The 13,028-nt window shown below is 63.9% G+C and carries 10 protein-coding genes; 5 read left to right on the plus strand and 5 right to left on the minus strand.

Annotation, left to right across the window (positions count from 1 at the left end):
* Positions 1–38: 38 nt before the first annotated feature.
* Positions 39–1,253 (minus strand): hypothetical protein, encoded by a 1,215-nt coding sequence (locus tag ACRWQA_RS03220; RefSeq protein ID WP_434227072.1) that lies wholly within the window; start codon positions 1,251–1,253, stop codon positions 39–41.
* Positions 1,222–1,656 (minus strand): substrate-binding domain-containing protein, encoded by a 435-nt coding sequence (locus ACRWQA_RS03225; RefSeq protein WP_263581212.1) that lies wholly within the window; start codon positions 1,654–1,656, stop codon positions 1,222–1,224. The genes ACRWQA_RS03220 and ACRWQA_RS03225 overlap by 32 nt, the downstream gene beginning before the upstream one ends.
* Before the next feature lie 462 nt (positions 1,657–2,118).
* On the opposite strand from ACRWQA_RS03225, the gene ACRWQA_RS03230 reads away from it, so the two are divergent.
* Positions 2,119–2,838 (plus strand): DUF3581 domain-containing protein, encoded by a 720-nt coding sequence (locus ACRWQA_RS03230; RefSeq protein ID WP_434227074.1) that lies wholly within the window; start codon positions 2,119–2,121, stop codon positions 2,836–2,838.
* Here ACRWQA_RS03230 and ACRWQA_RS03235 read toward each other — a convergent pair.
* On the minus strand, positions 2,835–3,893 hold the full coding sequence (locus tag ACRWQA_RS03235; protein WP_434227076.1) for an acyltransferase family protein: 1,059 nt from the start codon (positions 3,891–3,893) through the stop codon (positions 2,835–2,837). The two genes, ACRWQA_RS03230 and ACRWQA_RS03235, sit on opposite strands and share 4 nt — an antisense overlap.
* 131 nt (positions 3,894–4,024) lie before the next feature.
* Here ACRWQA_RS03235 and ACRWQA_RS03240 point away from each other — a divergent pair, with 131 nt between their 5' ends.
* Together ACRWQA_RS03240 and ACRWQA_RS03245 are read left to right on the plus strand one after the other, a co-directional pair.
* Positions 4,025–4,921, plus strand: coding sequence for an alpha/beta hydrolase (locus tag ACRWQA_RS03240; protein ID WP_434227078.1), 897 nt, complete (start codon positions 4,025–4,027; stop codon positions 4,919–4,921).
* Between the two features lie 97 nt (positions 4,922–5,018).
* A complete protein-coding gene (locus ACRWQA_RS03245) occupies positions 5,019–6,251 on the plus strand; it encodes a DUF3422 domain-containing protein (RefSeq protein WP_434227080.1) in 1,233 nt (410 codons plus the stop codon).
* Positions 6,252–6,258: 7 nt separating this feature from the next.
* Here ACRWQA_RS03245 and ACRWQA_RS03250 read toward each other — a convergent pair whose 3' ends face one another.
* Positions 6,259–7,422: an MFS transporter gene (locus ACRWQA_RS03250; RefSeq protein ID WP_434227082.1), complete on the minus strand. Its 1,164-nt coding sequence runs from the start codon at positions 7,420–7,422 to the stop codon at positions 6,259–6,261.
* A 116-nt stretch (positions 7,423–7,538) separates the two neighbouring features.
* On the opposite strand from ACRWQA_RS03250, the gene ACRWQA_RS03255 reads away from it, so the two are divergent.
* Positions 7,539–7,880, plus strand: coding sequence for an antibiotic biosynthesis monooxygenase family protein (locus ACRWQA_RS03255; RefSeq protein WP_263581206.1), 342 nt, complete (start codon positions 7,539–7,541; stop codon positions 7,878–7,880).
* A gap of 33 nt (positions 7,881–7,913) precedes the next feature.
* On the opposite strand, the gene ACRWQA_RS03260 is transcribed toward ACRWQA_RS03255, so the two are convergent.
* Positions 7,914–11,570, minus strand: a complete 3,657-nt coding sequence (locus tag ACRWQA_RS03260) for a S41 family peptidase (RefSeq protein ID WP_434227084.1) — start codon at positions 11,568–11,570, stop codon at positions 7,914–7,916.
* A gap of 169 nt (positions 11,571–11,739) precedes the next feature.
* On the opposite strand from ACRWQA_RS03260, the gene ACRWQA_RS03265 reads away from it, so the two are divergent.
* Positions 11,740–13,023, plus strand: a complete 1,284-nt coding sequence (locus tag ACRWQA_RS03265) for an acyltransferase family protein (RefSeq protein WP_263581204.1) — start codon at positions 11,740–11,742, stop codon at positions 13,021–13,023.
* The last annotated feature ends 5 nt before the right edge of the window (positions 13,024–13,028 follow it).

A 13,028-nucleotide genomic window follows, 5' to 3' on the forward strand; every position in this document is an offset into this window, starting at 1 on the left:
CGGGCAAATCCCTGACCGATTCGAGTGAAGGTGTCGATTCAGAAACGCAAGGAGAGCTGGAAAAGCACCATGTTCCAGCGTCGGCGTGTCTCCGCGGGATCGGGCTCATCCTGGAGGGGAAGCCAGGCGGTACCATCGATATGATGGTACTCGGCGGCTAGCAGCACGCGGGGGGTCACGCTCCATTGCAGGCCCAGCGTAATGTCCTTGGCGTACTGGGTATGGGCTGGGCCGCCTCCGATGGCTTCAAAGGCTCGGCCGGAACGGTCGTCACGATTGTTGACCAGACTGTCATAGCGTACCAACCACTGCCAGTCCTCGTGGAAGCGTCGCGTGTACTGCACGTACCAACTCTCCCCGGTGACGTCGAAATTCATGAACGGATTGGCAAAGCCCTCCAGCCTCGAGTTTCTCAGCGCATATTCGCCGGTCAGGCTCCACAGCTCGGCGTTGTACTGCAGCGAGAGAATCCAGGGTCGAAAATGGAAGGTACCATCCTGCATGCCGGGGGAATCGGCCTCGAAACGGGCACGAGCGCTGGCCGTGCTGAGTGCAGCCACGATGCGTCCTCCATCATGCTCGTAGCGTACCTGGCCGATGGCTGAGCGCCTGGGTTCCAGTGAACCGGGGGTATTCTCGAGACGCATGGTGCGCCGCAGGTCATCGCCCGTCTGAATGTCCCCTACGCCGATTTGCGTACGTATGCTGCCCGTGGAAATGCGCTCTTCGTGATAAAGGGTCAACCCGTCGGCGGCGAGCCCGAGTGAGCGGGTACGGTCGAAGTAGATCGATTGGGGCAGCAATATGCTGGGGCGGGTGAAGGCCACATCGCGGGTCTGGTTGTAGAAACCGAAAGGGTTCTTGAAGCGCCCCACCTGGATGCCCAGGGTCCGCTGCTGATTGGAGTACGGCTGGTAGTCGACCACGCCGTAGTCGAGGGTTGGCCGGGCATCGCTGCCTTCGCCTCCGGCGCGGCGGCTGAGCACTTGGGCGGCCACGAGCACGTCATGACGTGGCCGGATCGAGGCATTGGCGCCGATCTCGGTGTACTTGAGGCTGCCGTCACTGCTGCTGCTGGGCCCGAAGAAATCGTTGTCATCGGTAATGACGAGTGCCTGGCTGAGAAAGCCGTGTACCTGCAGGGTATCCATCACGCCTTCCGCCGCGGCCATGGGAGCCCAGGCGAGAGCCAGCGCCAGACACACTGGGCGTGAACGACGGCTACTCCATGGTAATGACTTGGACTCTCTCATCCAGATACTCCCTTTCCAGATACCCAAGGGCGCCAGGTGTAGTGGCGACTCGTTCCAGCATCTCTGACTGGCTGCTGACCTGGCTAGGTGCCTGGCCCGTTCCAGAGAACACCATGCGATCCCACGCCAGCTGCAACTGATGGGGGTAAACGGTAAGACGCTCCTTGGCGAAGCGTGCGTGGACGGGGTGGGTATTGGGCAGCACGAAGACCCGGACGGCCTGGCCATCGGGCCAGCTGCGCTGGCGCATGGCAAATATGGCCCGGGTGGTGTCGCGGGTGAGAGTGGCGTCGGCCACGTTCGCATGAGCGATCAGTACGATCTGCCGCTCATTGGCCTGCATGGGCAGGGGTAGCAGCGCCAGCACCAACGGCAGTAACAGCCAACGTATCAATCCAGCCACGCGCCAGCTTCCCGAAGGCTTTGCTGCACCGAACCCGCTCGAACCAGAACAATGGCTCCCATGCCTGGCTCAACGGAGACGTCGGCTGGCCAGGACTTCCTGAGCGTATCGATAGTGTTGTCCCCCGATCCCTTACTGAGCTGGAGCGGCCATGTCCGTAAGGTCATGCTCCCTGATGATTATGTCTCGTACTTTAGCCGCTAAGCGTTGTTGTACGATATACGTATATCACAAGAATGACGAGTACGGATCATGGCGCCAAGTGCCATGGCCTCAACCGCGCTCCGTTTTCACGGTAACATAGTTTCACAGGCCTATATTACGATGCCGTGAGCAAGCTGGACGAGCCAACTGCCGGCGGGTGCTGCAGCGCCTATCCCGGCCCGAAGTGGCCGCGTCGACAAAAAAAATGGCATTATCGCCAACTTGAGCTATTCCATCCAAGGACAGGCCAGAACACGAATGTTTCTCGACCCTTACCATACGCAAGCGGGCGCGGGCTTCCGCATCTCCGCGCAGCAGGCCAGCGACTTCGCCAAGCGTGTCGCTGGAGACTTCAATCCCATTCACGATGCGGGAGCCCGGCGGTTCTGCGTTCCCGGTGACTTGTTGTTCGCCTTGGTGCTTAGCCGGTTCGGCCTCTCTCGGCATATGGACTTTCGCTTTCGCAGCATGGTGGGTGACGGGACCCTGCTGAGCCTTGAGGAGAACGAAGCGGGGCAGCTCGAGATCAGGGACGAAGAGGGCAAGCAATACCTCGAAGTCGGCCGCGAAGGTGAAACCAATCTCGATGCGGCAGCCATAGAAGCTTTCACGCGCTGCTACGTCGCCTTCTCGGGCAAGAATTTCCCTCACGTGCTGAAGCCGCTACTCGAGGCGCGGGGCGTGATGTTCAATCCCAAGCGCCCGCTGGTGATCTACGACAGCATGGGCTTTTCACTGGACCGGCTCGATCTGGCCGAGCCTTCGCTGGAGTTGGTCGACTCGAGCCTCGAGGTGGTCGGCAAACGCGGTGACGTCAGGCTCGAGTTTCGTATCATCGACCGAGGCGAGCCGGTCGGCAGTGGCTCGAAGAAGCTGGTCGTCAGCGGCCTGAGCGAATACGACCCCGACGCCATGGAGGCCATTGTCACCGAGTTCTATCGCTTGAAGGAGACTTACGAGAACGCCGGTCGCGCCTAGCGCGCCTGCGTGGCGGTCTGCCGTTCCCTGGGTACGTAGAGTGTCTTGCCGAACAATGTGCCGCCCCCGGGAATGCCGTTGGCGACCCGGTTGAACACGATAGGGCCGGTCATGCCCACCACGATCAGCAGCAGCGAATAGACGAACAGCGAGAAGGGAATGAACTCATGGGCGAAGTCCACCATGGCGAAGAACATGGGGTGCGCCAGGTAGATGCCGAACGAATAGCGGTTGACGAACTTCACCAGGGGCGTGGCCCGCACACTTCGCAGCCGCGTGACGGTAAATAGCGTGAACAGGATGAAAAGCGGCACGACCCAGGTCTCCTTGGAGGAGTGCTCCAGCCAGCCGAACCAGGTGAGCAGGGCGATCAAGACGACATAGGCCAGCAGCAGCTCCGGTCGTGACAGACGTGCGAGCCAGGGAGCCTCGTGCAGCCGCGGCGGGGCGAGCTGCGGATAATGGCGTACCACGAGCATGGCCAGGAAGAACAGGTATATCCAGCCGAGCGGGGCGATCCAGAGCAGGTAGCCCGGCGGTTCGAAGTCGAAGAAACGGGTCAGGCCCCAGTAGGCGATACTGATCAGGCTGCCGATCACCAGCCAGGGAGCGGGTGGCAACCAGCGCTCCAGGCCATAGCGGGAATAGAGCCAATAGAAGGCGTAGAACTGCATGGCGATGATCAGGAAATAGCCGTGCCAGCCGGCATAGATCAGATATTCGACCAGGGTGTCGACGAGATCGGCCGGCACGCCCTCGCGGCGCAGATTCACGTACTTTGTCAGTGCATAGATCAGGCCGTAGACGATGTAGGGCACCATCACGTACTGCAGGCGCTTGACCAGGAAGCCGGAAGGCGGCCGGTCGCCATAGCGGGCCGAGAACAGAAAAATCGAGATGAAGATGAAGATGGGCGTGCCGAGCACGGTGGGGATGCGAGCCAGATCGATATAGACGTTGTCGGCGTACTGATTCAAGCGATCGAAAAAGTGAAAGCCGAACACGGCCAGGCAGCCATAAAAGCGCAGCCAGTAGATTTCTTCGATCCGCTTCATGAGAGCCTTGCCTTCCTTGGTGGCAGGAATATCGGTATGAGGAACATCGGTCATCGATATGGTGTCGGACCATGACGAGACGGAAAGATTCCCGCTGCACGCTAGTGTTACCGGCACAGGGAGCCAGTGCTATGACATTCAAGCGCACCGTAATCGCTCTGTTGGCGACGTTGTGGTTTGGACCGACGGCCCAGGCCGGCGAAGTGACCTATCACCGTTTCGCTTCGGAGATCCTGGGACGCGACTATCACTATTCCCTCTACTTGCCCGACGGCTATCACGAGACGAACCAGGCCTATCCCATTCTCTACTTGCTGCATGGCTCGTTCGGCAGCGAGCGGGATTGGGTCGAAAGCGGCGGCATCGAGCAGGTGGCCGACCGCATGATTCGGGCTGGCATCATTCCACCGACGGTCATCGTCATGCCCGGCAGCGAAAGCTGGTGGATCGACGGTCACAACGAAGCGGCGCGCACGGCCTTGCTCGACGAGCTCATGCCGTACGTCGAGGAGACCTGGCGGGTCGTGCCTCAGCGTGAATGGCGCGCCATGGCCGGGCTCTCCGCGGGAGGCTATGGCACCCTCAACTTCGTGTTCGAACGCCCCGAGCTGTTTGCCGCCGCTGCCGCCCTTAGCCCGGCGAGCTACCATCCACTGCCGCCCCGGAACTCCTCGGCCTGGCGTCACCCCGCTTTCCTCGATGCCGCGGGTAACTTCGACGAGGCGCTGTGGCAGCGCCGCAACTATACCGCTTACCTGGATCGCTATCTGGAGCGAGAGGAGGTCGTACCGCTCTACCTGAGTGCGGGCAATCGCGATGTCTACAACGCGGAGCACCATGCGCGACTCGTGCGTCAGGCGTTGGCGCCACATCAACCGGACCTGGTGGAAATGGAAGTGTTCAGCGGTGGGCATACCTGGCGAGTCTGGCGGGCCAGCCTGCCCAACGCCCTGGCCTGGATGGGGCGCTTCCTGCAGGGGCCGGTGCCGCTCGAGGCCTTGGTCGAGGAGCAGACCGTCAACCCCTGATACGACCAAACGACGACACCGGCACATCCAAGGTGGGGTTGGCGGCACCGCATTTAGACCTTAGTCTCAAGGGCCGATCCTTTTTCAGGCCCCTGGCATGCACCCCCAACGAGAACGACTGCACAACGAACTGCACGCCCGCCCCTCGATCTATTTCTCCGAGCCGGCGCACCTCTATCATTACGCCTTCTTCGCCGATGCTCAGACACACGCCACCATGCTGGGGCAACTGACTGAGACGACCGGTGTCGCCTGCAATGCCGATGCGGCCCAGCAGATCCTTGCCTTTGACGGCGTGGTGCTGAAGTGGGAGCGTCATACCGAGTTTTCCACCCTGACCCTGATGGCGCCCAAAGCCGAAGGAAGCGAGGCCTGGGCCGCCCCGCCGGCTTGGTTGACGAAAGTCGTCGAGGCGCAGCGGACCGTTCTGATCAACGCCACCCTGGTGCTGGTGGAGAGCGTCGATACCTGGCGGGGCAGCGCCGAGGCGTACGGTTTCAACGACCCGGCCGGTTCGCAGGTGGGCGGTGGTGACGCCACGGTGTGGAGCGATTTTTACCTCGACGGTGCTGGCTTCAACCGTCTGTTGATGCTCAACCATGGCCTCAATGCCTTCCGCCTGGGGCGCATGGTGCGTCGTCTGCTGGAAATCGAAACCTACCGCATGATGGCCTCGCTCTCGCTGCCCCTGGCCAAGGAGCTGGCGCTCGAACTGGAGGATTACGAGGTCGAGCTGGGCGAGCTATCCGATCGAAACGCCGAGCAGGAAGAGGCCAATCCGCGGCCACTGCTGACGGCGCTGTCGCAGCTTTCTGCGCGACTGGAACGCAGCGGTGCCCGCTCGCGTCAACGCTTCAGTGCCACGGATGCCTATGCGCGCATCGTGTTTTCCCGTATCGAGGAGCTCAGGGAGGCGAGAGTCGATCACTGCCCGCGACTGGGCACCTTCATCCTGCGGCGCTTTCGCCCAACGGTGCACTATTGTGCCGCCATTCACGAGCGTCAGGAGAGTCTGGCCGAGAGCGCTGCCCGTTTGAACGACCTGTTGCGCACCCGCGCCCAGGTGGAGATCGAAGAGCAGAACATGAGCATCCTCAACAGCCTCGACGAGCGGGCGAGCAGCCAGCTCAAGATCCAGAAAGCGGTGGAGGGGCTCTCGATCATCGTCATCAGCTACTATGTGTTCAGCCTGTTCAAGCTGGGCCTGGAGAGCCTGGAGGCGCTGGGCGTCGCGGTCCCGCCCCACACCGCGGCGACCATCCTCGGGCCACTGGGCGTGTTGATCGTCGGCCTGCTGGCCTGGCGGATCTGGCGGGTGAAGCGGCACTGAGAGGAGGTCAACGGCCGGTGCTGTGCCTCACCCTGGCGCGGAGGACAACCAGCCCCAGCATCAATAGACCGACCAGGGCGGCCAGCAGCAGGGGAAAGGCGGTGATGCCGGCGCGTTCCAGCAGTGGGCCGGTCAGGGAGGGGAGCGCCATGCCACCGAGCCCGCAGGCCAGGAAAATCCAGCCGGTGGTACGTCCGCTGATGGGCATCAGCTGATTGCTCAAGCCGAACAGAGTGGGAAAGATGGCTGATGCCGCGAGGCCGAAGAGCAAGGCCACCAGCGGTAACGGTAGCCACAGGAAGTGCAGCGCCAGGGCACTGAACAGGCCCAGCCCAAGGCAGCCACGCAGTACCTTCCAGGGCGACAGCAGGCGAGCCAGCGGGATGGCCAGCAGACGTCCAGCCGACAGCGTCAGCCAGAACCAGGTCACCAGCAGGGCCGCATCCCCCGGCGCGTGACCACTGAGGACGCCATAGGCGGTGATCCAGCCGGCGAAAGTGACCTCCATACCGACATAGAGGCCGAACATCAGCAGGAAGATCGCTAGTCGCCAGCCATCCTGGGGTGGAGGGGCGGCGCGTTCGCCCACGGTAATATCGGGCGGGCGAGGGCTAGCCAGGCGCAAGAGCGGGATCATCAGAGCCGCAACATACAGGGCAACGAGCCAGAACGCCCAGGCAAAGGAGAACTGCAGGCGCAGCACCGCGACCAGAACCAGCGGTACCAGCATGTTGCCCAGCCCGAAGCAGAAATGCAGCGCGCTGATCCAGGGCGGCGAGGCGGTGCCGTGGGTCCACAGCAGCAGGGTGTTGGCACCGGCATTGACCGATACCTCGGCCAGGCCGAGCAGGAACATCACGGCGGTGAGTACTGCCAGCGCTTGGCTGAAAGGTACCGCCGCAAGCCCGATGGTCAGCAGCAGCAGCATCGCGGCCAGTACCCGGTGTCCGTCGAAGCGATCGATCAGCACGCCGGACAGCACGGAGCCCAACATGGTGCCAAGGGCACGAGCGGTGAACAGGATGGCGATCTGAGCCATGCCCGACCCCGTCATGTCGGCGAGGTGCGGCAGCGCCGGGCCGAGCAGCCCGACACACATGCCAATGGCGATGAAGGTGAAGAAATAAGTCAGGGTGACCCGGCTACCGTGATCGTTCAACAGCGACGGCATGCATACTCCCAGGGGCTGAGGAAAGAGGCGAGCGGTGCGCACGCGCGCTTATACTCTCCGAGAATGGCGCTAGGGGAAATACCGTAGAAAACCAAGAACGCAACCAGAGAGGTTTTATGACCCGCATTGCGAAAACACCGGAGCCACCTTACTACGCGGTCATCTTCACCTCGCTGCGCACCGCGGGCGATAACGGCTATGGGCTGATGGCCGAGCGCATGGCCGAACTGGCGGCCCAGCAGCCGGGCTTTCTCGGGCTGGAATCGGCGCGCGAGGAGCTGGGCGTGACGGTCTCCTACTGGGAGAGCCTGGAGGCGATCCAGCGCTGGAAGCAGCACGTGGAACACCGCGAAGCGCAACGCCTCGGTCGCAACGACTGGTACGCCGCCTTCCAGGTACGCATCGCCAAGGTCGAGCGCGACTACGCTTTCGGTGAGCGCAACGGCGCCGAAGGCTGAGTCGTCCCGGCTGTGGAAGTGCCGGGACGAGCCTTACTCCTCCCCATCGATGCGTTCGAGCAGGTCGGCCACTGCCCGCTCCAGTTGGCGGTCGCGCTCGGCCACCTCGTCCTGCGGTGTCTGTTCGACCGGCAGGTCCGGCATGGCGCCGTTGTGCTCCATGTCGGTGCCGTTCGGCAGGTACCAGCCGCGGAAGGGGCGTCGCACGGTGGCGCCGTCGATCAGCGTGTGGCTGAGAGTGGAGATCACCCCGCCGTACGTCTGCTGGCCGACCAGCGTGCCGCGCTCGAGAGTGGTAAAGGCGTGTGCCAGGATCTCCGCATTGGAGTAGCTCTTCTCGTTGGCCAGCATGTTGACCGGTAGCGTATAGCGAGGCGCATCCAGGCGGTCCTGTGGATAGTGGCCGGTTTCGCCTCGGTCGGCGCCCGCCGGAATCGTGTAGGCATGTGCCCCGGCCATGATCGACGTCAGGATGCGATCCGTGGTATTGCCGCCGCCATTGTTGCGCACGTCGATGATCAAGCCGTCCTTGCCCTCCGCCGCGGCGTAGAGATCGCCCTGGAAACCCTCCAGCGAGGTCTGGTTCATGGCCTGGATGTGCAGATAGCCGATACGCCCGTCGGAGAGCTCGTCGACGCGGCGCCGGCTCTCCTCGCGGAAGGCGTCGTACTTCAGCCGGGCGAGCTCGGCAAGGCCCACCGTCCGCAGCATGGTGCGATATTCGGTATAGCCGTCTTCGCCCGGTCGGTCGAAGGTGACGATCACCTCCCGGTCTACCTGGCCACTCAGCCGCTGCAGCAGGGTCTCGTGCTCCTCGAAGGGCTGCAGGCCGATCGCGGTGATGATGTCCCCGCGTGCAAGGGGCATGGGGCCGCGGCTCGCCGGCCCCTCCGGTAACACCTCGGTGACGCGGTAGCCGAGGCGGCCGTCCTGCTGCGAGACGATGCCCTCGTACTCGATACCCAGCCTACCCGAAGGTTCACGCAGCGCCGAGACCGGCCCGGGGTTGGATACGCCCATGTGCGACGCCGCCAGTTCCCCCATCAGGCGGTTGGTGATGTCGCTGAATTCGCTGGAGGTGCGAGCCCGGCGAATCAAGGAGGCGTAATCCGCCACCACGGCCGGCCAGTCCAGGCCCTTCAGGTCGGTACGGTAGAAGTTTTCGCCGATGACGCGGGCCGCCTCGTGGAACTTCTGCAGCGCCTGCTGGCGCAGATCGATGCGCAGCCGGTCGGAGATGTCCAAATAACGGGGAGAGCCGCCACCGGAGAGATTGGCCACCCCCACCCGGCCATTGACGATGTAGACCACCTGCTCGCCGGTGAGGTTGAGCTGCTGAACGTTGGCCGTGGGGCCGATGCGGGTCCGGTTGCTGCCGTCCCAATCCATCGCCACGAGCCCTGTGCTGCCGTCGTTGAAGACGTAGCGATCGCCCCCTGGCGTCATCTCGTTGGCCGTCTGGTGGGTCGGGGTAGCGGTGATGCGCTCGATGCGTCGCCAGGCGTTCTCCAGGTCGAGCTCCACCGCGTCTCGAGCCGCTGCCTCGGTCCCGTGGTCATCATCCACCGGCAGCGGAGAGCGACCCCGCGCTTCCTCACGGGCGTTGCGGTAGTAGGTGCTGAGTTCGCGCGGCGTGTAGGTCTCGATGTCGCGATCCAGGTAGACCCGGTAGAGATCGTAGTTCTCGCCGGATCGGTTGGAAATGAAGGTCAGCTTGCGACTGTCGGCCGACCAGCGCGGATTGAGGTCGTTGCGCGGATGCCGGGTGATATTGACCGGCGCTTCCGAACCATCCGCCGGCACCACGAAGATATTGGCGCTGAAGTCGAGGTCGTTCTGGGAGTAGGCGATGTAGCGGCTGTCGGGAGACCAACGCCACTGCATGAAGCTGTCCCAGCCCTCGATCAGGGTGCGCTCCTCGCCGCTCTCGAGGTCGAGTATCACCAGGTCGCCGCGTCCGCGCCGGAAGGCCAGGGAGCGTCCATCCGGTGAAGGCGACACCTCGCGGTCGTTGGTGTCGTCGGCGACCACGGGGCTGACGTCGAACTGGATGGCATCGTGCCAGCGGGTCGGGTCGCGGTTGCTGGGAAGATCCTCGGGCGGCTCCTCTTCCAGTTCCTCCTCGGGGATGCTCTCGACCTCCACCTGGGGCTCCTGGGGAGGCGGCGGCACGTCGGCGGGATCGCCAGGCCGCGGAATCAGGACAGGGTCGAGGATGAAGCCGGGATCCTGCGGCGCGAAGGGGTCCTCCGGCTCCTCGCCACGCACCGCCAGGTCGGGGTTGTAGTCATGGTCGGAGTCTTCCTCGGGCACCTCCTGGAGATCAGGGTCGAGCTCGGCGTCGGGGTCGACATCAGCGTTTGCCGAGGCCAGCGAGACCGAGGAGTCGCCGTCCCAGTGGCGGGCGGAAACACGGCTGCGTGCACGCTGGCGCTCATGGCTGCGCCGTACCTCATCCCGGGTCAGTGTCACGCGCGCCTCGTAGATCGACTCGCTGCCGTCGGCATCGTTGACGAAATAGAGCCGCAGGCCGTCGGGCGACCAGGCCAGGCTGTGATGACGGGCATGAGTACCTGGCGTGACCAGCCGGGTGGGACTCTGCTCGTCGACGTGACGCACGTAGACGCGGCCATAGGCGATATAGGCCATAGTCTGGCCATCCGGGCTCAAGGCCGCCTCGCTGACGTCGCGGTCGATACGCCGCAGGGAGTGGTTGTCGCGGCCATCGTCGGGGGCGCGCAGTGCGATGGGCTCGGGCTCGGCGTTCGGCTCCTCCAGCGCGAGCGTCATCAGGGTGTCCCAGATCTGCAGCACGGCGGTGCCGCCATCCTGGGAGACGTCGAAATACTGCAGATCATGCTCATCGAACTGGGTGAGCCGCTCGATGGTACGTTCGGCGTCGAGCTCCATGCGGTAGAGGTTGACGGTCTGGTCCTCGCGGTCGGACATGAACAGCAAGGTATCCTCGTCGACCCAGCGGGCCATGCCGTCGTCGCCATTGCGCTCGGTCAGCGGTTCGAAACGATCGGTGCCGAGCTCGTGCAGCCAGACATTCATGGCATCCGGGCCGCGGTAGTGGCGCCGGTTCCAGTCGTGATAGGCGCCGCCGCGGGTGAAGACGACGCGCTTGCCGTCGGGTGAGAGCTGCGGTTCGGAGCCGAAGGCATCGTGCAGCCGGGTATACTCGCCGCCTTCCGGCGAAAGCAGGTAAGGGCGTTGATCGCGGTAGACATCGGCCTCGAGCATGCCCGAGAAGGTGATGACCGGCTCACCGTCCTCGTTGCGGCCGAAGGAGGGATTGCGCAGGTGCTGGTCGCCATGGGTGAGCTGAGTGAGCTGGCTGCCGTCGCGGCGCATTCGCCACAGGTTGAGATAGCCGTCGCGCATCGAGGCGAACACGATCCACTCGCCGTCGGGGCTCCAACTGGAGTGCAGGTCGTCGAGATTGTGACGGGTCAGGCGTACCGCTTCACCGCCGCTGCTCGATGCGCGCCACAGGTCGCCGCGCCAGCTGAAGATGAGCTCCGAACCGTCCGGGCTGATGGAGGGGAAGCGCGGCAAGCCTACCTGACCCGACTGTGCCTTCGCGTCGGCCGGCACGCTGGCTAGCAGACCCGCAAGTGTCAGCAGTGCGAGCCTGCACACGGCATTGCCCGGCGCTCGAACGTGAAGGGCTAGTGCGTTCCTCATACCAATCCTCTAGCGATGCCATACTTCCCCGCCATGCTCCCCCAACGTAGCAATAAACCCATCGCGCATCGAACCGGCTACGGCGTGTCTTGGCCGGTCGAAGCGGTGTCGTCTAGGCTGCTGACGGAGGCGGGCGTTTCGTCTATCCGCTCAAGGGAAGGAGGGAGAGATGAACCACGCACGCGATCCCTATCCCGATGCGCTGCGTGCCGTCGCCTTGCTGACCGTGATGCTCGGGCACTGGGTGGCCACGCTGCCGCGCTTCGAGGACGGCAGGCTGGTGGAGACCGGGCACATACTCGATGCCTGGGCACCGGCGGGTTTCTTTACCTGGATCTTCCAGGTCGTACCGCTGTTCCTCTTCGTCTCCGCCGCGGTCAGCTCCGAAGGAGTATGGGAGCGCTACCGCGCCGGCGATCCCCACGTTCACTGGTGGGCGGATCGTGCCCTGGGCCTGGCCCGTCCGACCGTGACCTACCTGGCCATCCTGTCTCTCGTCGTGGGCATTGCCTTCATCACCCGCGAAGGCGTGCTCGAGGTACTCAACCATTCACTGACCGTGCATCTCTGGTTCCTGTTGATCCTGCTTGGCGTACAGCTGTTGCTACCGCTTAGCGTGTGGGCCGACCGGCGCCTCGGCCTGTGGGCGGCGGCCATGTTGATCGTGGGCATCGTCGCAGTGGATCTGTTGCGTTCCCGTCCCGCTTCGGTCGACGAGTGGCTTCAACTGGGTTCACTGGTCACCGAGCGTCACGACTATTTCGCCTGGATCAATACGCTGTTCTTCTGGCTGCTGCCGCAACAGCTCGGCATCGCCTGGTGGAACGGCCGCTTCGCCGGGCGGCGGCTGGGGTTCGCGCTGTTGCTGATGGGCCTGGTCTGGCTGGTATCGGCAGTCGCTCTCGGTTACCCCGCCTCGATGGTCAACGGTAGTCCCGGTGGCCACACCAACGTGTTGCCGCCGACGCTGGCCCTGCTCGGGGTGCTGTGGTTCCAGGTCGGGCTGGTGGTGCTCTTCGAGACGCCGGTAAGGGGGTTCTTGAAACGCCAGCGACTGGGGCGCTGGATGGCGATGCTCGGTGCGTTCGGCCTGCAACTCTACCTCTGGCACAAGCTGGCCGAACTACCGGCGGCCTGGCTGGGGCAATGGCTGGATTGGCCGATCAATGCCGACGTGCCGGGCGAGCCGAGCTTCTGGATCGGCCGCCTGGAGTGGCTCGGGTTGTGCGCCCTGATGGTGGTGCCGGTGATGCTCGCGGTGGTGGCCTTCGAGCGCTACCGCAAGCCGCATGTCGCCGCGACCACGCGCGCCTGGCGTATCGCCAGCGGCGGCGTGGCGCTGCTGGTCGGCCTGGGAGCCAGCCTGTTGCTCGGGGCGTACCCGGGGGCGCTCATCGGCCTGCCGCTGGTCGCCATCGCCTCCTGGCTGTTGCGCGCTCCGCAGCAGGCCTGATGTCC

Source organism: Billgrantia sp. C5P2, assembly GCF_051062895.2.

Excerpts from the sequence above, each read along its gene's own strand:
- ACRWQA_RS03230 (WP_434227074.1), top strand. The coding sequence starts at position 2,119 with ATGTTTCTCGACCCTTACCATACGCAAGCGGGCGCGGGCTTCCGCATC.
- ACRWQA_RS03265 (WP_263581204.1), top strand. The coding sequence starts at position 11,740 with ATGAACCACGCACGCGATCCCTATCCCGATGCGCTGCGTGCCGTCGCC.
- ACRWQA_RS03240 (WP_434227078.1), top strand. The coding sequence starts at position 4,025 with ATGACATTCAAGCGCACCGTAATCGCTCTGTTGGCGACGTTGTGGTTT.
- ACRWQA_RS03245 (WP_434227080.1), top strand. The coding sequence starts at position 5,019 with ATGCACCCCCAACGAGAACGACTGCACAACGAACTGCACGCCCGCCCC.
- ACRWQA_RS03255 (WP_263581206.1), top strand. The coding sequence starts at position 7,539 with ATGACCCGCATTGCGAAAACACCGGAGCCACCTTACTACGCGGTCATC.
- ACRWQA_RS03250 (WP_434227082.1), bottom strand. The coding sequence starts at position 7,422 with ATGCCGTCGCTGTTGAACGATCACGGTAGCCGGGTCACCCTGACTTAT.
- ACRWQA_RS03260 (WP_434227084.1), bottom strand. The coding sequence starts at position 11,570 with ATGAGGAACGCACTAGCCCTTCACGTTCGAGCGCCGGGCAATGCCGTG.
- ACRWQA_RS03235 (WP_434227076.1), bottom strand. The coding sequence starts at position 3,893 with ATGAAGCGGATCGAAGAAATCTACTGGCTGCGCTTTTATGGCTGCCTG.
- ACRWQA_RS03220 (WP_434227072.1), bottom strand. The coding sequence starts at position 1,253 with ATGAGAGAGTCCAAGTCATTACCATGGAGTAGCCGTCGTTCACGCCCA.